The organism is Pseudomonas sp. 20P_3.2_Bac5, assembly GCF_025466035.1.
In the GTDB taxonomy this organism is placed as follows: Bacteria; Pseudomonadota; Gammaproteobacteria; order Pseudomonadales; family Pseudomonadaceae; genus Aquipseudomonas.
Genome location: NZ_JANLOA010000020.1, coordinates 52,341 through 71,617, shown reverse-complemented (window position 1 = coordinate 71,617; position 19,277 = coordinate 52,341). Strand labels below are relative to the sequence as shown.

General features: G+C 64.3%; 16 protein-coding genes. 3 read left to right on the top strand and 13 right to left on the bottom strand.

What is annotated here, in order from left to right:
- Window positions 1-78: 78 nt before the first annotated feature.
- Both NTD88_RS03720 and NTD88_RS03715 read right to left on the bottom strand, forming a co-directional pair.
- The gene (locus NTD88_RS03720; RefSeq protein ID WP_095155141.1) at window positions 79-420 is read right to left on the bottom strand and encodes a DMT family transporter; all 342 of its coding nucleotides are present in this window, start codon (window positions 418-420) and stop codon (window positions 79-81) included.
- Window positions 421-485: 65 nt separating this feature from the next.
- Entirely contained in the window at window positions 486-1,805 is a 1,320-nt protein-coding gene (locus NTD88_RS03715) for an ammonium transporter (protein ID WP_410017246.1), read from the bottom strand.
- Between the two features lie 403 nt (window positions 1,806-2,208).
- Here NTD88_RS03715 and NTD88_RS03710 point away from each other — a divergent pair, with 403 nt between their 5' ends.
- Together NTD88_RS03710 and NTD88_RS03705 are read left to right on the top strand one after the other, a co-directional pair.
- Window positions 2,209-2,862, top strand: a complete 654-nt coding sequence (locus NTD88_RS03710) for a hypothetical protein (RefSeq protein WP_110968697.1) — start codon at window positions 2,209-2,211, stop codon at window positions 2,860-2,862.
- A gap of 215 nt (window positions 2,863-3,077) precedes the next feature.
- The gene (locus NTD88_RS03705) at window positions 3,078-5,210 is read left to right on the top strand and encodes a TonB-dependent siderophore receptor (protein ID WP_262153679.1); all 2,133 of its coding nucleotides are present in this window, start codon (window positions 3,078-3,080) and stop codon (window positions 5,208-5,210) included.
- Between the two features lie 167 nt (window positions 5,211-5,377).
- Here the strand turns inward: NTD88_RS03705 and NTD88_RS03700 are convergent, their stop codons facing one another.
- Window positions 5,378-7,339 carry a DUF262 domain-containing protein gene (locus NTD88_RS03700; protein WP_262131176.1) on the bottom strand — a complete coding sequence of 654 codons (1,962 nt, stop codon included), beginning with the start codon at window positions 7,337-7,339 and terminating at the stop codon, window positions 5,378-5,380.
- The gene (locus NTD88_RS03695; protein ID WP_262153678.1) at window positions 7,332-8,690 is read right to left on the bottom strand and encodes a DUF262 domain-containing protein; all 1,359 of its coding nucleotides are present in this window, start codon (window positions 8,688-8,690) and stop codon (window positions 7,332-7,334) included. Before NTD88_RS03695 ends, NTD88_RS03700 begins: the two co-directional genes overlap by 8 nt.
- Window positions 8,691-8,838: 148 nt before the next feature.
- Here NTD88_RS03695 and NTD88_RS03690 point away from each other — a divergent pair, with 148 nt between their 5' ends.
- On the top strand, window positions 8,839-9,279 hold the full coding sequence (locus tag NTD88_RS03690; RefSeq protein ID WP_095155147.1) for an NADAR family protein: 441 nt from the start codon (window positions 8,839-8,841) through the stop codon (window positions 9,277-9,279).
- Between the two features lie 64 nt (window positions 9,280-9,343).
- Here NTD88_RS03690 and NTD88_RS03685 read toward each other — a convergent pair whose 3' ends face one another.
- From NTD88_RS03685 to NTD88_RS03645, 9 genes are all read right to left on the bottom strand, one after another.
- Window positions 9,344-10,498, bottom strand: coding sequence for an iron-containing alcohol dehydrogenase (locus tag NTD88_RS03685; RefSeq protein ID WP_262153676.1), 1,155 nt, complete (start codon window positions 10,496-10,498; stop codon window positions 9,344-9,346).
- A gap of 10 nt (window positions 10,499-10,508) precedes the next feature.
- Window positions 10,509-11,663 carry an iron-containing alcohol dehydrogenase gene (locus NTD88_RS03680; RefSeq protein ID WP_262153675.1) on the bottom strand — a complete coding sequence of 385 codons (1,155 nt, stop codon included), beginning with the start codon at window positions 11,661-11,663 and terminating at the stop codon, window positions 10,509-10,511.
- 6 nt (window positions 11,664-11,669) lie between these two features.
- On the bottom strand, window positions 11,670-12,317 hold the full coding sequence (locus NTD88_RS03675) for an ATP-binding cassette domain-containing protein (protein ID WP_095155150.1): 648 nt from the start codon (window positions 12,315-12,317) through the stop codon (window positions 11,670-11,672).
- On the bottom strand, window positions 12,314-13,084 hold the full coding sequence (locus NTD88_RS03670; protein ID WP_095155151.1) for an ABC transporter ATP-binding protein: 771 nt from the start codon (window positions 13,082-13,084) through the stop codon (window positions 12,314-12,316). Before NTD88_RS03670 ends, NTD88_RS03675 begins: the two co-directional genes overlap by 4 nt.
- A complete protein-coding gene (locus NTD88_RS03665) occupies window positions 13,081-14,040 on the bottom strand; it encodes a branched-chain amino acid ABC transporter permease (RefSeq protein ID WP_262153674.1) in 960 nt (319 codons plus the stop codon). Before NTD88_RS03665 ends, NTD88_RS03670 begins: the two co-directional genes overlap by 4 nt.
- Complete coding sequence (locus tag NTD88_RS03660; RefSeq protein ID WP_095155153.1) at window positions 14,040-14,939, bottom strand: branched-chain amino acid ABC transporter permease; 900 nt, start codon at window positions 14,937-14,939, stop codon at window positions 14,040-14,042. Before NTD88_RS03660 ends, NTD88_RS03665 begins: the two co-directional genes overlap by 1 nt.
- 68 nt (window positions 14,940-15,007) lie before the next feature.
- Window positions 15,008-16,342, bottom strand: a complete 1,335-nt coding sequence (locus NTD88_RS03655; RefSeq protein WP_262153673.1) for an ABC transporter substrate-binding protein — start codon at window positions 16,340-16,342, stop codon at window positions 15,008-15,010.
- Between the two features lie 27 nt (window positions 16,343-16,369).
- Window positions 16,370-17,692 (bottom strand): ABC transporter substrate-binding protein, encoded by a 1,323-nt coding sequence (locus NTD88_RS03650; RefSeq protein ID WP_262153672.1) that lies wholly within the window; start codon window positions 17,690-17,692, stop codon window positions 16,370-16,372.
- A 250-nt stretch (window positions 17,693-17,942) separates the two neighbouring features.
- Window positions 17,943-19,271 carry a sigma-54-dependent transcriptional regulator gene (locus tag NTD88_RS03645; RefSeq protein ID WP_262153670.1) on the bottom strand — a complete coding sequence of 443 codons (1,329 nt, stop codon included), beginning with the start codon at window positions 19,269-19,271 and terminating at the stop codon, window positions 17,943-17,945.
- Between the last annotated feature and the right edge of the window lie 6 nt (window positions 19,272-19,277).

Here is a 19,277-nt window from a genome sequence, read left to right as displayed (position 1 = left end):
CCCTGTGGGAGCCGGCTTGCCAGCGATGGTGCCGGCCTCATCGCTGGCAAGCCAGCGCCCACAGAGCGCCTGCATCGTTCAAACAGCCTGCCCTTCCCCCACCAGCTTCAACCCGACAATCCCGCCAACAATCATCAACAGACACAACCCCTTCAGCACCCCCAGCGATTCCCCCAAAAACAGGCTGCCATACACCACCGTCCCCAGCGTGCCGATCCCCACCCATACCGCATACGCCAGGCCCAGCGGCAACTCGCGCACCGAGAGGCTCAGCAGGTAGATGCTCAGCGCCAGGAAAAACCCGCAATACAGGCTTGGCCACAGCCGGGTAAAGCCTTCGGTGCGGGGGATGATCGAGGCGTAGAACACCTCGCACACGCCCGCGAAAATCAGGTAGCCCCATCCATTCAACCCGCCCATCGCACAACTCCCTCAATCCCAATGAAAACGCCGACGCAAGGCGTCGGCGCAGGGTTTTGCCTCACTCAATTCGAGTATTTGTAGCCCACCTCGCCGTGGGCGGAGAGGTCCAGGCCATCGACCTCGGCTTCTTCATCCACACGCAGGCCACCGCACAGCGCTGCCGCCAGCTTGAAGGCGACCCAGCTTGTGACCGCGGAAACGCTGATGCTGAACAGGATCGCGCCGGCGTTGATCGACAACTGTTCCATCAGGCCACGCCCTTCGGCGAAGCCCTGGCCACCAATCGCCGTCAATGCGAACACCGGAGTCAGCAGGCCACCCAGAATGCCGGCCACGCCATGCACGCCGAACACATCGAAGGCGTCGTCCAGGCCGATCATCGGCTTGAGTTTGTCCACCGACCAGACGCACACCGGACCAGCGATCAGGCCCAGCAGGATCGCGCCCATGGGCCCGACATACCCGCACGCCGGGGTGATCGCCACCAGCCCGGCGATGGCGCCGGAGATCGCGCCGAACAGGCTCGGCCGGCCGCGGTGCTGCCACTCGACGAGGATCCAGCCCAGCGCCCCGGCGCAACTGGCGAGCATGGTGTTGACCATCACCAGCATCGCGAAGCCGTTGGCCGCCAGCGCGCAACCGCCGCAGAAGCCCAGCCAGCCGACCCAGAGCATGCAGCCGCCGGTGAAGGTCATGGTCATGTTGTGCGGCGCCAATGCCGAGGTGCCGAAGCCGCGTCGCCGCCCGAGCATCCAGGCCCCGACCAGCGCGGCAATACCGACGTTGAGGTGCACCACGTTGCCGCCGGCAAAATCCTGCACGCCAAGGTTGAACACCCAGCCGCCGCCCCAGGCCATGTGCGCCATGGGGATGTAGTTGATGGTCAGCCAGATCGCCATGAACACCAGCACCGCGCTGAACTTCATGCGTTCGGCGAAGGCGCCGACGATGATCGCCGGGGTGATCGCGGCAAACAGCAGCATGAACAGGAAGTAGAGGTATTCGGGGATGGTGCCGACCACCGTGTCCTTGGTCACGCCGCTCATGAACAGCTTGTCGAGACCGCCGAGCACCGCTTGCAGCGAGCCGCCGTCGGCGAAGGTCAGGCTGTAGCCATAGACGGCGAACAGCACCGCCATCAGCGACGAGGTGCAGAACACCTGCATCATGATCGACAGCACGTTCTTGCTCCGCGCCATGCCGCCATAGAACAGCGCCAGACCCGGCAGCATCATCAACAGCACCACCAGCGAGCACAACGCCACGAAGGCGGTGTCGCCACTGTTGATCGCGGGCGGCGCTTCCTCGGCCAGGGCCGCAGTCGCGCTCAACATCAGGGAAAGGCCCAAGGTACCGCGGACCACAGGTGAAAACCGGATCATTGCCCACTGCCTCCAATCGATGGGGATGCCTGCACCCCGTGCTCGGATGACGGGTCGGCATTCGGGTGCCTCGGGAAGAGCATCCTTCCGCGTGGCTGTTGAGTTGCCCCATGGACAAGGCAATTGGCCTGCCAAGTTCTTCGCTCAGCTTTCATCAAGATTCAAGCAGATGATTTAAAAGACTTTTATTTGAAATTTCGGCGGGAAGACAGTCTTTTTAGTATTTCCCCGAGGGAAAGTTAGTTTCTTTTTGTGCAACTTTTAAGTGCACTTCACCGTGAAGGTGCTTCACTCCGGGCGGCCCGCTTCAGCCTCGTGCACCGCCGCTCGAATTCCCGAGGCAGCCGAAGAGGCATCACCTTGATATCATCGTCCAAAACCAAGGACTGGAGAGTCTTGAGCAATGACTACGAACGTTGATATCGCCGCCACGCTACACCGTAAATATGGCGTGCTGGTCGAGCCCTCCTCGCTGAGCGACGAGGTGGTCCAGCGGCTGGCCAAGAAGATCAACTACCCGCGAATCACGTCCTGGCAAACGCTGAAGGACTGGAGTGACCGGGTGCTCGGCGAAGGCGAGTCCGTGCGTTTTCTGCTTCCGCAGTCGCCAGGCCGCAACACCCATTTCGGCACGCTACGCTTCCTCAGCGAAGAAGCCCGGGAATTGGTCGAGCATATCGCCGAGCGTCAGGTGGACCAGGCGATCGGTCAACTGGAGGAAGCCGAAGAGGACGTCGATTTCGACGATGAAATCGAGGCCGAGGTCGCCGTCTTCGCACCCGGCGCCGCAGAAGTTGAAGCCATTACCTCGAGCGCGCAACGCGGCCTGAATACCTTGCACGCCCTGCTCGAAGAAAGTGACCGCTGGGAGCCGGTGATTGCCGCACGCATCGAGGACCTGCTCAAGCAGCACCGCGGCACAGAAGAAGTGGACACGCTGAGCGTGATGAGCGCGCTGCTGGACCAACTGAACAAGCCGATCAAGGCGATCCGCGAACTGAACGAAAAGCGCTCGGCTGACGTAGCCCGTTCGATGGCTCCCGCCGTAAGCAACTAAGCCAAAACGCCTCCCGCCAGGCCGGGTAATCCGGCCTGGCATCTCTACGCTAGAACCGCGTAACACCCTCTATTCCAAGACATTTTTCTGTCTGACCCATCAAGTTTTCTGGCATACCATCAGTTTAAAAAGTATTTGCAAATGCGAATTACACGCAGATACTATCGCCCGCCTTTCTCGTTGTCCTACAACCTCCCGCCAGGATTTCAAACTCGATGCGTCGCACGATCGTCTCGCTGTGCCTGCTCCACGCCATTCCTTCACTGGCTTTGGCTGCCCAGTCCCCCGAAAACGCCACCGGCAACGTCCAGCTCGACGCGGTGAACATCAACGCCGACGCCGCCGACTACGAGCGCGCCGACGGTCCGGTGCAAGGCTACAAAGCCACCCGTTCCGCCAGCGCGACACGCACCGACACGGCGCTGCACGAAACCCCGCAATCGATCAGCGTGGTGCCGCGGGATGTGCTGGAAGACACCGCGTCCACTCGCCTGCAGGACGCCCTCGACTACGCCGGCGGCGTGGGCCGGGCCAACAACTTCGGCGGCCAGGGGCTGACCACCGTGACGGTGCGTGGCTTCACTACCGGCGAGTACTACCGCAATGGTTTCCCGATGAACCGCGGCTACCCCAACGCCCCGGACGCCAACAGCGTCGAGCGCCTGGAAGTGATTCGCGGCCCCGCCACCAGCCTGTACGGCCGTGGCGATCCTGGCGGCACCTTCAACGTGGTCAGCAAGCAGCCGCTGCCGGAAACCAGAGTCACCCTCGGCAGCCAGTTCGATGACCAGGGCATGCACCGCGCCACCCTCGATGCCACCGGCCCGCTGAACCAGGACGGCAGCCTCGCCTATCGCCTGAACATCCTCGGCGAAGGCGGCGACAGTTTCCGCGACGATGTCGAGAGCGAGCGCTACGAAGTCGCGCCGGTGCTCAGCTGGCAGGTCAACGACGCCACGAAGATCATCTTCGAAGGCGACTTCATGCGGAACAACCACCCGCTGGACCGTGGCCTGACCCGCTACACCACCCAGACCGGCAGCGCCTCGCGTGACACCAACATCTGGGAAAAAGGCAGCGACAACCTGCTGCACAACGACAACGACATGGCCCAGTTGCGTTTCGAACACGCCCTGAACGACAACTGGACCCTCGGCGGCGGCTTCCAGTGGCTGGACGGCACCCTGCAAGGCAACGCCGTCGAAGCCAACGGCGCGCCGGCGGACGGCCGCACCCTGCAGCGCAACTTCAACTGGCGCAAGCTGGACTGGACCGACCGCGATTACCAACTCAACCTCACCGGCCACTTCGACACCGGCGGCTTCGCCCACACCTTGCTGACCGGCGTGGAATACGAAGACTACGACTACCAGTCGATCATCCTGCGTTCGTCCGCCGCCGTCGGCACCTACCCGATCGATATCTACAACCCGGTGCTGGGCCAGCCGCGCCCGGCCCTGACCCGCACCACCACCCACGACCAGGAAAACCTCAAGACCTGGGCCTACTTCCTGCAGGATCAGGTAGCCCTGACCGAGCGTCTCAAGGCGCTGGCGGGTGTGCGCATCGAACGCTTCGAGCACCACTACGACAACTACCTGCCGGGCACCAAGGGTTGGGAAGCTGCCGAGAACGCGGTGACACCGCGCTTCGGCCTGATCTACGACCTGACCGACAGCCTCGCGGTCTACGCCAACACCGCGCGCTCGTTCAAGCCCAACAGCGGCGCCAGCCTGCAAGGCGACGGCTTCGAGCCGGAAAAGGGCAAGTCGTATGAACTGGGAATGAAGTGGGAAGCGCTGGACCGCCAGCTCAGCGTCGACGGCGCGATCTACCACATCGTCAAGGAAAACGTGCTGACCCGCGACCCGACCGACCCGAACTACAGCATCGCCGCAGGCGAGGTACGCAGCCGTGGCCTGGACCTCAACATCGCCGGCAACCTCACCCCCGAGTGGCGCGTGATCGGTGGCTACGCCTACGTCGATGCCGAAGTGAGCAAAGACAACCGCCTGCCGACAGGCACCCGCCTGGCCAACATCCCGCGCAACAGCTTCAGCCTGCTCAACACCTACGAATTCCAGGACGGCGTCGCCAAGGGCCTGGGCCTGGGTGTGGGGGTGAAATACGTCGGCGACCGCAACGGCCAGACCGAAGCCGTGACCTACACCATGGAACGCTACAGCGTGGTTGACCTGTTGAGCTTCTACAAAGTCAACGAGCACGTGCGGCTGAACCTGGATGTGAAGAACGTCTTCAACAAGGGGTATGACGAAGGCGCGTTCAACACCTACGCCTATCCGGGTGCACCGCGGACGGTGCAGGTGGGGGTTGCGTATACCTTCTGAGTAGGCTGATGGCCTCATCGCCGGCAAGGCCGGCTCCCACAAGAGCGTGGCTGACCTCGCAATAGAGGCCAGACAAAACCTGTGGGTGCTGGCTTGTCGGGCGCCGAACCGCAGCGATTGCGCCAGTCCATTCACCACCGCTATCGCTGACGACCACGCCTTCTGAATCACTGCACCAAGCTGTTGCGCAACACCGCCAGCATCTCGTCCTCATGGTTCTCGATCGTAAGCTTCGCACCCCAGTTATCCGACACCATCATCAAGTACTGCTTGATACTGTCGATCCCTTGCTGGTGGTAGTGATCCTTCTTCGCCTTCGGCATGTAGTTGCTCAGCTTCGAGTTTTTGCTGTGGCTGATCAGGCACAGGTTGCCGAAAGCGTTGACCCGGCTTTTCGGCAGCCTGAGCTGCTCTGAGAGCGGGTTCTGCGGATAGTAATGCTCCACCGAACTGCGGAAGGTGAACACGAAGTCGCGGATCTTCTGGTCGCTGCCTTTCTTCTGCTCCCACAGCAGATAGTCGAGGTAGTTGAACACCAGGTTGTTCTCGATGACGCCGTACGTCAGCCGGCTAGCGAGCACCTGGTTTTCTTCCACTCCCTCCCGACACGTTTCCTCGTTCGCGTAGATCAACGCGTAGTAACCCGCCTTATCTTCCGGCGCCGCGAGCACCCGGTCGAACACGAATGAGCGGGCGATCATTCGCAATGCCGCCAGGTATTCACCCGCCTCCACTGGGTCTCGTTGCCGATACAGATAGCGCAACGCGGCGGTCAACCAGTACTTGTAGACCTGGCTCGGAGCGGACACATGCAGCGCGCTCGACAGCATCAGGATGCTGCGATTGATGCCGATATCCTCCTCGTCTTCACCAAAGGTGTTGACGTAGCTGATCGCACGCTTGTCCGAGTACTTGAAGCGTTTCAGGCTCCAGCCGTCCGTTGCATTGTGAAATTCGCGCTTGATCACGTAGTGGTCGTAAAGCCATTTGCAGCGCAACAGTGCAAGCACGAAACCCTTTACCCGGTCCGGGTCACTGCCTTCGAGTACATGCGCCTCGAATGCGGGCAGCAATTGCTTGTCATCCAGCGTCAACCGTACCGAACCCGATTCGCCCATCCAGACCTGCAACACCTGCAAGAGGAAGTTGGGGAAGTTGATGACCGAACTGAAACGTTCGGGCGCGCCGTCGTCTTGCTCTTCCTTGTGCTTGTCACTGGTGCTGACAGGCATTTCGAGAATGCTGGTCAGCGTCAGCCTGACGCCCTGATCGAGGGTATCGGAATGCGTGTCCGCTACCGCCAGCAAGGCGCTCAGATCATCGAAGCGCTCGACATTCAGCAGGCCACCTTCATTGATGAACAGCCGTTCTCGCACCACCGGACCGAAGCCCATTTGCACGTACTTTTCCATGTTCGCGCAGGCTTCCCAGACCTGGTGCAGGCAGGTTTGGGCAGCAGGCTCTTTCTCCAGCACCTTGAGCAACCGCGCCTTGAGCACTTCGTGTTTCTCAAGCTGCTCACCGCGGTTGTTCATGACTTCGAAGTAATGGTTCAGATCAGTACCGACGGGCACCTCGACCCGCATGATCTGCACATGGGTGAAGAGGTAATCGGCAAATGCCGACAGCTCCACCGCGTCGCCCAACAACCTTGGCACCAGCTCGCGGATCAGCCGATAGCCCGCCAGGATGCCACTGTTGATTGCCTCGGCCGGCATGCCCTCGGTGCCATCGGCATCACCTTGTGCTGCGGCAATGGCGGCGAAGGTATCGGTGGAGCGCGGGCGGTTCTCGAACTCGATTCGAGGTGCATCCAGCCAGTCCAGCGCCGTCGGCAAACGCTTTTTCAGGTACAGCATCAACAGGGACAGGGTGGTCAGCCGCTGCTGGCCGTCGAGCGTCTCGAACAGCGCCGTACCGGCCCGTTCGCGGCGGTCGACCACCAGCGAGCCCAAGTAGTAGTTCTTCGTGCTACGACCCCGGTCCTGCATGGCATCGAGGACGTCCTGGATCAGTTGCGAGATCTCCGCCTCTTCCCACGCGTAATTACGCTGGTACATGGGGATCAGGTAGTGCGCGCTGCCATCGAGCAGTTGCCGAGTGGACAGCTGGAGAATGGGCTCACTCATGGAAATTCATGTCCTTGAACAGTTGCAGCAACTCAGGTTCCTTTCTTGTGCTCACCACCATCGGCAACGGATGGGCAAGAAAATCCCGGGGCCGTGACAGGTTCTGAATCACCCGAAACAGATTGTTGGCCAGTGCATGGTTGTCCACCGTGGCCAGGTGCACCGCGTGCCGCTCCAGGCGCAGGCGATAAGCCCAGACGAACGCCTTCTCGATCGCACGGGAGATGTCCTCCAGGCCGAAGGTGTCGATGTAGTAGACAAGCAGGCAGTCGAACAACCCGCGCACATAGCGATCGCCGGTGCGGCTGCGGCCTTTGTAGGTGGCGAGGGTGGCGAGAATGGCGCGGGCCTGAGGCGCCAGCTCCGCCGTCGTTTGCAGCGCCTTCAACTGCCGCAGCGCGCCGACCTGGCGCTGGTAATGCACGGCCATTTCGAAAAAACGCCGGCCGTTGATGATGGTCTGGTCGAGGTGGAAGGGAAACGCAAGCGCATCGTCGGAGCCGGCTGGCAGCGCACGGTTCTGCTGGTCCACCCACTGGTGGGTCATGCGCAGTTGTGCCGCGTAGGGATACCGCGCCGGGTCGGCAAGGTTGACGCCCTTGAACAGGCCCACATCCTCCTTGCCGAAGTAGCGCGCGGATTCACCCTTGGCCCAGCGCCGGATCCGGTACAGGTAGTTCTCGAACAAGCGGGCCAGTTGGTCGCTGTCGTTGGCCTCCCAGCCGGCGACCACACTGGCCTTGAACGCATCATCAGCCTGATCGAATTCCCGCAGGTGATACGCCTTGAGCAGGTCATGGGGTTCGAGGTCGCGCCCACGGGCATCCTGCGAATCGAAGAACTGAAAAGCCTCGGAGATATCACCCAGGGAGAAGCACACCACCTCGCAGCGGTTCAGCAGGAAATCGATGTGCGCCTCGCTGAAGTCGCCGGACTGCACCAGGCGGCAAATCGCCTGGTAGTTGCGCTGGAGATTGCGAATCGAGGTCTGGCTGGTGAATTCGGGATTGCTCAACCCGTCCTTGAGCTGGACGAGTTGCTCGCGCAGATCGCGCGACTCCAGCTCATCCAGGCGGTGGGCTACCAGCGCACGCACAATCAGCATCAGCGTCAACGTGCGCTGTTGCCCGTCGACGATGTTCAGTTCGCCGTCATTGCGATGGAACACCACCGTGCCGAGGCGATACGGGTGCTCGCCGGCGAAGGTGGCGAGGTCGTGGAAGAGCTGGCCGAGGTGTTTTTCGGTCCATTTGTAGGGGCGCTGGTACACGGGAATGTCCAGTTGCAGGGACAGAAGCTGCGCCACCGTGCGAACGTGCAGGTGGAGAGGCTCCGGAACGTGGGCAGTCATGGGGTCGGTCCTTGATCGTTGGTAGTGCCGCCGCAAAGGGTAAGGCAGGCGCATGCTCGCCGATACCCGCGTCAGCATATGTCGCGCTCGCGCTCACAATTGCCGCGCTGCTATCCTCTGCGCCTCCCGCCATGACGCAAGGACCGACATGCAGATCCTCTTCTACGAGACCGACAAGCCCTACGGTTGCTTCTCGAATTTCTCCCGGCATCCCATCACCCTCGACGGCATCCTCTGGCCAACAACGGAACATTATTTCCAGGCCTGCAAGTTCACCGAGCAGGTCGATATCGATGCCGTGCGCGAGGCAAAGACACCTTTCCTCGCCGCACAGATCGGCCGCGAGCGGCATCGCTCGTTCCGCAGCGACTGGGATCAGGCCCGCGATCCGGTGATGCTGGAAGCCCTGCGCGCCAAGTTCACCCAGCATGCCGACCTGCGCGAAACGCTACTGGGTACCGGGGATGCGGAACTGGTGGAACACACCAAAAACGACCGGTACTGGGCGGATGGAGGCGATGGCAGCGGGAAGAACATGCTCGGCAAGTTGCTGGAGCAGGTTCGGGCCGAGCTGAACCAGACCCATTGATACCAGATGACGCATCCCCTGTGAGAGCCCACTCCCACAGGGTTTTGTGCCAGCCTGAGACGCTTTAGTAAATCCCGCGATAGATCGCTGCCACCTCCTCCACCGTCATATCCCGCGGATTGCTGTCGATCAAGCGCTTCAACCCCCCGACCACATCCTGCGCCATGCCCGGGATCGAGGCTTCATCGATCCCCAGTTTCGACAACCTCGTCTCCAGCCCGCTATCGCGCACCAGATCCTCGATCGCCCGGACGAACGCCTCCGCCGCTTCCGTCTCGCCGGCAAACATTTCACCCGGCAACAGATGCCCCGCCAACTCGGCATACAGCCGCTGCGCCGCGCTCAGGTTGAAGCGGATCATCGGCGCCATCACCAGTGCATTGGCATGCCCATGGGGAATGTGGAAACGCGCCCCCAACGGATAGGCCAAGCCGTGAATCGCCGCCACCGAGGCGTTGACGAAGGCCATGCCGGCCATCAGCGACCCCTGCAGCATCGCTTCCCGCGCCGCGACGTCGCTGCCGTCGGCCAGGACCTTGCGCAGGTTGCCGCCGAGCAGGCGCAGTGCGGTGGTGGCCAGGCCGTCGGAAATGGGGTTCTTGCGAGTGCGGCTGGTATAGGCCTCGATGGCATGCACCATGGCATCCAGCCCCGTCGCCGCGGTGACCTGGGCGGGCAGGCCGAGGGTCAGTTGCGGGTCGAGCACGGCGACGTCGGGCATCAGTTGCGCCGAGTACACCGCCTGTTTGCGCTGCTGGGCATCGGTGATCACCGATACCCAGGTCACTTCCGATCCGGTCCCCGCCGTGGTCGGCATCAGCACCAGCGGCAGGCGCTGGCCGCGGGCCTTGTCGGTGCCGTAGAGGTCGGCCAGCGGCTGCTCGCTGTTGATCAGCAACGCCACCAGTTTGGCCGCGTCCAGCGAACTGCCGCCGCCCAGGCCGAGCACGCCGTCGGCCGCGAAGGCGCGGCCCTGGCTGACGGCCTGTTCGACCACTACGGCGGGCGGATCGGCCACCACCTGGTCGAACACCGCGACGGTGCAGCCCGCCGCTTCCAGCGCGGTCCGGGCCTGGTCGGCGAAGCCGAGCTTGACGATGCCGGGGTCGCACACCAGCAGCACGCGACGGACCGCGAGACCGGCGAAGACCTCGCCGATACCCTGCAAGGCACCCGCCGCGCAGACGATACGCGGGACACTTCTGAATTCGTGGTTCATGGCGATTTCCTCACAGCACCGAGGCGTAGATGGCGCGGGCGTCGTCCCGGCTGACCGGGCGCGGGTTGTTGATCAGCAGACGCTCGACCTTCATGGCGTCGTCGCTCAGGCGGTCGAGGTCCGCCTCGGTCACGCCCACCTCCGCCAGGCGCTGGGCGAACGGCATGCGTTGCACCAGTGCGGTCATAAAGCCGATAAAGGCCTCGCAGGCCTGCGCCGGCGTGTCGAAACGCTGGCCGGGCAGCACGGTCGCCGCCAGTTCGGCGTACAGCGGCTCTGCGGCGCTGCGGTTGAAGTTCAGCACCGGCACCAGCACCAGCGCATTGCTCAGGCCATGGGGCACATGGAAGTGCCCGCCCAGCGGATAGGCCAGCGCATGCACCGCCGCCACCGGCGCATTGGCGAAGGCCATGCCGGCGAGCATCGAACCCAGCAACATGTCCGAGCGCGCCTGCAGGTCGCCCGGCTCGGCCAGCACCCGATCAAGGTTGCCACCCAACAGGCGCAGGGCCTGCAAGGCGAGGCCGTCGGACAGCACGTTTTTCTTGTGCTTGCTGGTGTAGGCCTCGATCGCGTGGACCATGGCGTCGACGCCGGTCATGGCGCTCACCGCCGCCGGCAGGCCAACGGTCAGGCGGGCATCGAGCAAGGCGATGTCCGGGTAGAGCAAGGCGCTGACCACGCCCTTTTTCTCGTGGCTGGGGGTGGTGACGATGGCCACGGCGGTGACTTCCGAGCCGGTGCCGGCGGTGGTCGGCACCTGGATCAGCGGCAGGCGCGGGCCCTTGGCCAGGTTGATGCCGTAGATGTCCGTCAGCGCCTGGTCGTGGCCACAGAGCAGCGCCACCAGCTTGGCGGTGTCCAGCGAACTGCCGCCGCCCAGGCCGATCACCGCCTGGGCCCGGCAGTCGCGCCCCGCCGCCACCGCGTCGAGCACCGACGCCTCGGGCGGGTCGGCCTGGACGTCGCTGTACAGGGTCACTTCAACGCCGGCTTCGCGCAGCGCACGCATCGGCGCCTCCAGCAGGCCGGCGCGTTGCAGGCCGGGGTCGCTGACCAGCAGCACGCGTTCGGCACCGAGTTCACGGCACAGCGCGCCGAGGCGCAAGGCGCCATCGACTTCGCAGATCACCCGTGGCGTGGTTTCAAAGGTAAAGGTCGACATGGCTTTTTATCCTGCTCGCACGCTGCCGCGTTCGATGCGGTAGAGCGCATCGACGAGGTCAGCGGAATGGGTGTCATCGGATTCGGAGATCAGCACGCACAGGCCTTCCTGTCCGAGCTGGGCGATCACTTCGCTGAGGCGCCGCGACAGCACCGGCGCCACGCCCTCGAACGGCTCGTCGAGGATCAGCAGGCGGTTGCCCGGCATCAGCGCCCGGGCCAGGGCCACCAGTTTCTGCTGGCCGCCGGACAACTGCATGGCGCGGCGGTCGCGGAACTGGGCGATTTCCGGGATCAGGCCGTAGACCCACTCCAGGCGCTCGGCACTGCCCGGCAGCTTGTTGGCCCACACCGGCAGCAGGATGTTTTCTTCCACCGTCAGTGCCGGGATCAGCCGGCGATCTTCCGGCAGGTAGCTGATACCCGCCGCCGCACGCTGGTGGCCGGGCTGGGCGCAGAGGTCGTTGCCGGCGAAGTGGATCGAGCCGGAGGTGGCGTCGAGCAGGCCCATCAGGGTGCGGATCAGCGTGGTCTTGCCGGCGCCGTTGTGGCCGATCAGGCCGACCATCTGCCCGGCACCGACGTCCAGCGAGACGTCGTGCAGGATCGGCACCGATTCGATGGCGACATTGAGGTTGCGAATTTCCAGGCTCATGCGGTTGCCCCCTTGTGTGCCCGCTGGCCGCCGGTGACCAGTTCCTGGACCCGGGCGTTGGCCAATACCGTTTGCGGCGGGCCGTCGGCCAGCACTTCGCCGCTGTAGAACGCAAGGATCCGCGACACGTAGCGGCGCACCACGTCCATGTCGTGCTCGACGAACAGCACGGTGACCTGATGCCGCGACACCACCTGCATCACGGTGTCCATCAACTGGGTCTTTTCCTCGGCGCTGACGCCGCTGGTGGGTTCGTCGAGCAGGAGCATCTGCGGGTCGCCGATCAGCGCCATGGCGATATCGATCAGCTTGCGCACGCCTTGCGGCACCGCGGTGACCTTGCTGTCGCGCCAAGCGAGGATGCTGAACTCGTTGAGAATCGCCTCGGCGCGGGCGATCCGCGCGTCATTGCGCAGCGGTCGCAGCAGCGACGGGAACGGCGATTCGGCGGCGGCCAGGGCGATCAGCAGGTTGTCCAGCACGGTCAGTTCGGGGAACAACTGAGCGACCTGGAACGAGCGGGCCATGCCGGCGCGGGTGATAGCCCGCGGCGTGCGGCCGATGATCGACTGACCGTTGAAGAGGATTTCGCCGCGGCTCGGCTTGAGGTAGCCGGTGACCATGTTGATGAAGGTGGTCTTGCCGGCGCCGTTGGAGCCGATCACGCCCACCACTTCGCCCTTGCTGATGCTGACGTTGACGTCCTTGGCGGCGGTGACCGCGCCAAATTCCTTGTACAGCCCACGGGTTTCGAGAATGCAGCTCATGCCTTGGCCTCCACTGCCTTGGCCCGGCGGGCCTGACCACTGAACAGGCTCCACAAGCCCTTGGGTAGGAACACGATGATCGCCAGCAAGGTGATGCCGAGGATCATCTGCCAGCTATGCGGCACCAGCTCGATGGCGTAGGTGCGCACCACGGCGAACAGCACCGCCGCGATGATCGGCGCCGCCACGTGGGCCGTGCCGCCGAGCAAGGCGATGAAGACGAATTCGCCGGAGGTGATCCAGTAGGCCATTTCCGGGTCGATATGCCCGGCGGCCAGGGCCATGAAACCGCCGCCCAGCGCCGATACCCCGGCCGCGGCGACGTAGTTCATGTACAGCACCCAGCGCGGCGACTGGCCGAGGTACTCGACCCGCACTTCGTTCTCGCGGATCGCCTCGCACATCGCCCCGGCGCTGCTGCGGCCGTAGCGGTGCAGCAACACCGCGAGCACGGCGGACACGGCGACGATGATGACGAACAACGCCAGCGGCGCCTGCCCCGCCGCCGGGCTCCAGCCGAACAGGGTCCAGGCCTTGACGTTGAAGCCGTCGGTGCTGCCCAGGGCCGGGCTTTTCACCAGCATGCCGTAGAGGATCATCGAGAACGCCAGCGACAGCATGGCGAAGAAGATCTCGCGGTAGCGGGTCATCAGCAGGCCGAGGATCATCGCCAGCGCCACCGCGGCGGCGACGCCGATCAGCAGCAGGGTCGGCAGGTCACTGAGGTTGAGGAAATGCCCGCTCATGCCCACGGCGTAGCCACCGATGCAGAAGTACAGGCCCTGGCCGAAGGTCACCAGGCCGGCGCGCATCTGCATCACCACGCCTTGCACCACCATCGACTTGGCCAGCGCCATGGTCAGCAGGAACACCAGCCATTGCGGGGCGATCAGGCCTCCCGCGGCAAGCACGGCGGCGACGCCGAGCAGAATCAGTTCGGTTTTATCCAGGCGCATCAGATTTTCCTCGCAAGCACGCGGCCGAACAGCCCCTGCGGACGTACCGCGAGGACCAGCGCCATCACGCCATAGATCACGAAAAGTTCGAATTGCGGCGCGTAGTGCACCGCCGCGGCACGGCTCAAGCCCACCAGCAAGGCGCCGAGGGCGGCCCCTTCGATGCTGCCCATGCCGCCGATCACCACCACGGCGAAGGCCAGCACGATGATTTCCACGCCGATGCCGGGGGCGACGGAAATCGCCGGGGCGGTCAGCGCGCCGGCCAGGGTGCCGAGCACCGTGCCGAGCACGAACACCAGGGTGAACACCCGGCGCACGTTGACGCCCATGGCCAGCGCCACTTCGCGGTCATGGATCACCGCGCGCAGCACCTTGCCCTGGTGGGTACGCTCCAGCCACAGCCACAGGCCCAGGCCGAGCACCAGCGAAACGCCCACCAGCATGAGGTCGTAGTTGGAGACTTTCAGCCCGGCCAGCACGCTGCGGCCCATTTCCGCGTAAGGCTGGTAGGCAAAGTACGGGTTGACGCCCCAGATCATCTTCATGGCGTCTTCGAGGATCAGCAGCAAGGCGTAGGTGATGATCACCATCAGCACTTCGTCGCGACCGTACATGAAGCGCAGCAGGCCGCGCTCGATCAGCAGGCCGACCACCAGCCCTGCGGCCAGCGCGCAGCCGAGCATCATCAGGTAGCCGACCCAGACCGGCCCGACTCCGTTGTTGAAATACCAGCCCACCAGCGAGGCGGCGGCATAGGCGCCGATCGCATAGAAACTGCCATGGGCCATGTTCAGGATGCGCATGACACCGTAGATGACGGTGAGCCCCGCCGCGACCAGAAACAGCCACGAGGCATAGATGGCGCCGTCGATCAGCACCGCGTAAAGACTCAGCATAAGTGTGTCCCAGGCAAGAGTGGCGGCCAGGACCGGCCGCCACGATCAGTCAGGTGTGGGCAATGCGATCAGTTGCACTGCGCGCCAGGGAAACCGGCCTTGATCCAGTCATGGGCGGTGGTGCCGTCAGGCGGGGTCACGCACTCGCCGGAGAAGGCGATGACGTTTTGCACGCTGCCTTTCTTGCTGGCCGCGTCGTAGTGGTATTCACCGTAGGCGATACCCTGCATGGCCTGGTGACCGCCGGCGCGCGCCATCTGCACGGTGCCGGAGACCGATTCAAACGTGGCGCCCTTGAACGCCTTGGCGATTTCCAGTGGCGCCGGCACCTTGCCGGCCTCGGCCTTGGCGTTTTCGGCGGCGAATTTCAGGCCGAGGATGGCCTGGGCCATCTTGCTTGCCGGGTAGGTCGGCGCTGCTTTGTAGGCCGACTGATAGGCCTCGGTGAACCAGTTGTTTAGCGGGTTTTCCGGGGCGAAGGCGCCGAACGGGCCACGGCCGCCGATGATCATGCCGTTGGGGGCCTGGTCCTTGTAGCGGGCCAGGGCCGACTCGCCGCAGGTCAGCACCGCGGTGGCGTCTTCCAGCAGGCCGCGGGAGTTGGCCTGGAGCACCAGGGCCTCCATGTCGCCGCCCCAGAAGCTGGAGTGGATGATTTCCGGACGCTTGACCGACAGCGCCGAGATTTCCGCGCCGTACTGGCCCTGGAACACCTTGGGCATCTGCGATTCGACCACCTGGCTCTTCGGCATGACCTGGGCCATGGACAAGGTGAAGTCGTTCCAGCTGTCCTGGCCCCAGGCGTAGTTCTGCTGGATGCCGCCGACGCGCACGGCGTCCGGACGGGTCTTGGCCAGGTAACGGGCGGCGCCGATGTTGTCGACGGCGGCGTCAAGGCTGGTGCGGAAGACGAATTGCGGGGTCTTGTCTTCGCTGAACAGTTGCGAGGTGCCGCAATCGTAGAACACGGTCATCGCGCCCAGCTCTTCGGCCACCGGCGCAATCGCCAGGCAGTCGCCGGACGAGATGTAGCCGACCACCGCATCGACCTTCTGCCGCTGCACCAGGTTGCGGAATTCTTCGACCTGTTTGGCGGCACCACCGGCCTCATCGATCATCACGATTTCGATCTCGGCGCCATTGATGCCCAGCTTGTCGTAGGGCGCGGGCAGCTTGCCCTGGTTGAGGCCTTCCACCAGCACTTTGGCGGCGTTGGCCGACGGCTCGCCGAACGGACCAGCAGCCGGGCCGGAGAGGAAGGTCACCACGCCGATACGGAACTTGCCGTTCTCGGCGGCAACAGTTGCGCCAGTGAAGGCAGTGGCCATCCCCGCTGCGGCGATCGCCAAAGCCAGGGGCAGTGCTTTACGGTGTTGCGGGACGCTTTTCTTATAGTTGTTCATGGTCATTTCCATTACGGGTTTACAGGTCTAGGGGGCATGCCCCTGGGGATTACGGGTGTTCTGGGCTTGCCGGCGCATGCGCACGGCCGGGTCGGGCAGCAGGTCCTGGGCCGAATACACCGACCACTCGCCGAGCATCAGTTGCGCCGGCGGGTAATCGTCGTTGCGCACCGGCGTGCCGATGGCCTGGGTCTGCAGAATTTGGTGGGTCAGCGGATCGATGCGCGAGACGAAGCCCGGCGGATCTTCCGGCAAGGCGATTTCCAGCCCTTCGAGGGCATTGACCAGCGATTCGGTGTCGGTGGCGCCGCCGGCCTTTTTGCTGGCTTCGGCCAGCACCATCACGCCGGTGTAGGCGCCTTCGGCGGCGTAGGTCGGGTAGCGCCCGGTCAGGGTGTGGAAGCGCTCGACGAACGACTGGTTGCGCGGCGTCTGCGGCCAGTTGTTGTGGTGCCGCGCGGAGAGGATCAGCCCCGGCGGCGCCTTGTCGCCGAGGGCGACGAGAAAGTCGTAGTTGCCGCCGGTATCGAAGTTGGCCAGGCGCGAGCGCTCGAACAGCCGCGTGCCGGCGGCCTGCTTGACGAAGGCGTGGAAATCGCCGCCCCACAGGGCCGAGACGATGATGTCGGGTTTGGCCTGCTCCAGCGCGGCGATATAGGCCGAGTAGTCCGGCTCGTAGAGGCGCGGCCAGAGTTCGGTGACGTCCTCGAACCGCACGCCGAGCTGGCGCAGCGCTTCGTGCAGGTCATCCCGCGAGACATGACCGTATTCGTAGTCGGGGCCGATGAACGCCAGGCGCTTCCAGCCGGTTTTCGCCTGCAGCGCCTGGAGGTAATGGGCGCCGGCGGCCATGGAGGTCCAGGTGTCGTTGGTGACGCGGAAGTAATAGCGGTGGCCGTTTTCCAGGGTCATGCGCGACGAGGCGTGGTCGGTGCCGATCATCAGCACCTTCTCGTCACGGGCCAGTTGGCTCACCGCGATCGCCACCCCGGACGAGACCATGCCGCACAGCACCTGCACACCGTCCTTGCGGATGAACGCGCGGGCCAGGCTGGTGCCGTAGGAGGCTTTGGACTGGTCGTCGTCGATGATCACCCGCATCCGTGGCACCTGCTGCCCGGCTTCGCGCTGGGCCTGCAACTCACCCAAGGCGACCTGGATGCCGGCGATGCTGTCCTGGCCGTAGATCGCCGCCCGCTCGGTCATCGGGTACAGGCAACCGAGGGTCAGGTCGGCTTGCGCGGCGGCCGCGCCCAGTTCGACGCGACCCGCCTGGGCATTGCCGGCATGGGCAAGCAGCAGGCCGCTCAGGGCGATAACGGTGGGCAGGTGGGAAAACGGCAGTTGCATAGAATCCCTTTTGGGGCGTTCGTCGACGCCCTCTTGTCGGTTTACGGAATGGGTTATCGCAAAGGCTGTGCCAGCCTTCGCGCGAACGCGCATGAGAAACCGCGAAAGCGCTCTGGAACAAGGCTTTTCGCGGTGTTGTGTGACGTATTCGATACGCCGCGGCGGGGTTTGCCACGGCGCTGAGCGGGAGAGGTTGAGCGGCTTGCGCTCAGTGCGCGCGAGCGCTTGAGCGGTTAGCGCTCATCGGGCACTACAGGCCCAGGCGCTGCAAACGGCGCTTGAGCGCATGCCGGGAAATCCCCAGCAGGTCGGCGGCCAGGCCCTTGTGGCCGGCGCTGCGGCTGAGGGCATCGTTGACCAGTTCACGCTCGGCGCGCTCGAGCTGATCGTCCAGCGCCGACAGCGAGGTGGGCGCAGGCTCGCTCGAATGCAGGTGCGCGGGAAGCTGGACAGCGCTGATCGCCTGGCCCGGCAGCAGAATGGTCAGGCGCTCGATCAGGTTCTTCAGTTCACGCACATTGCCCGGCCAGCGATGGCGTACCAGCGCGGCGGCGGCATCGGCCTGGAGCTCGATGGGCGCGGCCTTTTCCTCCTGGGCCTGGCGCGCGGCGAAGTGCCGGGCCAGCAGCAGGATGTCGTCGTCGCGCTCGCGCAGCGCCGGGATATCGATGGTGATGACGTTGAGGCGGTAGAACAGGTCTTCGCGGAAACGGCCCTGGCGCACATCATCGGCCAGATCGCGGTTGGTCGCCGCCACCACCCGCACATCGGCGCTGCTGGCCTGGCTGGCACCGACGGCGCGGTAGCTGCCGTTCTCCAGAAAGTGCAGCAGCTTGGCCTGCAGGGCCAGCGGCAGCTCGCCGATCTCGTCGAGAAACAGCGTGCCGTTGTTGGCCTGGGTCACCAGACCGACGCGCTTCTGATGGGCACCGGTGTACGAGCCCTTCTCCGAGCCGAACAGCTCGGCTTCGATCAGTTGCTCCGGCAGCGCCGCGCAGTTGACCTCGATGAACGGGTGCGCGGACCGCGCGCTGTTGGCGTGCAGCGCCTGGGCCACCAGGGTTTTGCCGGTGCCGGACTCGCCCAGCAGCAGGATTCGCGTGGCCGAGCTATTGGCGATCCGTTGCACCGCCGCTTGCAGGCCGCGCATCGCCGGGCTCTGCCCGAGCAAGGCGCCCTGCTCCGCGACCGCCACCTCGTCACTGGGCGGCACCGCAAGGGTGTTGTGGATGGTCGCCAGCAGGTCATCCAGCTCGAACGGCTTGGTCAGGTAGTCCGTGGCGCCACCCTTCACCGCCTGCACCGCGGCGCGGGTGTCGCCATGGGCGGAGATCATGATCACCGGCAGTTCCGGGCGGCACTTGCGCAGGCCTTCGAGGGTGGCGATGCCATCCATCCCCGGCAGGCCCAGGTCGAGCAGGACGATATCGACGCCCACCGTGCTGTCGGCCAGCAACTCCAGCGCCGCCTCGCCGCTGTAGACCGCGCGGGGCAGCATGCCTTCGCCGCGCAGGGCGTAGCTCAGGGAGCGCACCAGCGCCTCTTCGTCATCGACGATCAGTACATGTATTTCAGACATCGGTCG